Raw genomic sequence first — 873 nt, forward strand, 5'->3', positions numbered from 1 at the left:
CACGGGGGCTGCCGCGCGCCGCGGGGCATCGCGCGGGGGCCGAGGCAGTGCGCCGCTGCATCCAGGCGGCCATCCGGCGCAAGGTATCGTGCCTGACGCTGTATGCGTTCTCGTCGGAGAATTGGCGCCGCACGCCCGAGGAGGTCGCGGACCTGACCGCGCTGCTGCGCTACTACCTGCGGCACAAGGTCGCCGAGCTGAATCGCGAGGGCGTGCGGATCCGAATCATCGGCGATCTGGAACGGTTCGACCCCGACGTGCAGGCCGAAGCCCGCCGTGCCGAGGAACTGACGATCGCCAATACCCGCCTGACCCTGGTCATCGCGCTGTCCTATGGCGGACGCGCCGACATCGTGCAGGCCGCGATGCGCGTGGCCCAGGCCGCGCTGGCCGGGACGATGGATCCGGCGGCGCTGGACGAGGCGAAATTCAGCCGTTTCCTGCAGACCGCCGATGTGCCCGATCCCGACCTGATCGTGCGGACCAGCGGCGAATGCCGGCTGTCCAATTTCCTGCTCTGGCAGTCGGCCTATGCCGAACTCGTCTTTATCGAAACGCTCTGGCCCGATTTCGACGAAAGCCATTTCGACGCGGCCCTGGACATGTTTGCCCGTCGTGAGAGGCGATTCGGTGCCCGTCCCGCCCCCTGAACCCAGCCCGCGCCCCATGCCGGCCCCCCAAGGTCGCACCCCCCAGGGTCGCACCCCTCGGGATCGCACCCCTCGGGGCCGCAATTGGAAGGACCTGCGGGCCCGCCTGCTGTCGGCGGCGGTCCTGGTGCCGGTGGCGCTGTTCTGCGTCCGGACGGGCGGCGCGCCCTATGCGGCGATGATCCTGCTGGCGACGGCCGGCATGGCGCTGGAATGGGGGCGT

1 protein-coding gene and 1 pseudogene are annotated in these 873 nt (G+C 70.0%); both read left to right on the forward strand.

Annotation, left to right across the window (positions count from 1 at the left end; all coding sequences use genetic code 11):
* Positions 1–650: polyprenyl diphosphate synthase (gene uppS / locus HUK84_RS20470; protein WP_176641834.1), on the forward strand; the 650-nt coding region annotated here is incomplete at its 5' end.
* Positions 631–873: pseudogene (locus HUK84_RS20475) on the forward strand (hypothetical protein); the annotation flags it as partial. The gene uppS and the pseudogene HUK84_RS20475, both read left to right, overlap by 20 nt.

Source organism: Nguyenibacter vanlangensis (genome assembly GCF_013376155.1).
Classification (GTDB): Bacteria; Pseudomonadota; Alphaproteobacteria; order Acetobacterales; family Acetobacteraceae; genus Gluconacetobacter; species Gluconacetobacter vanlangensis.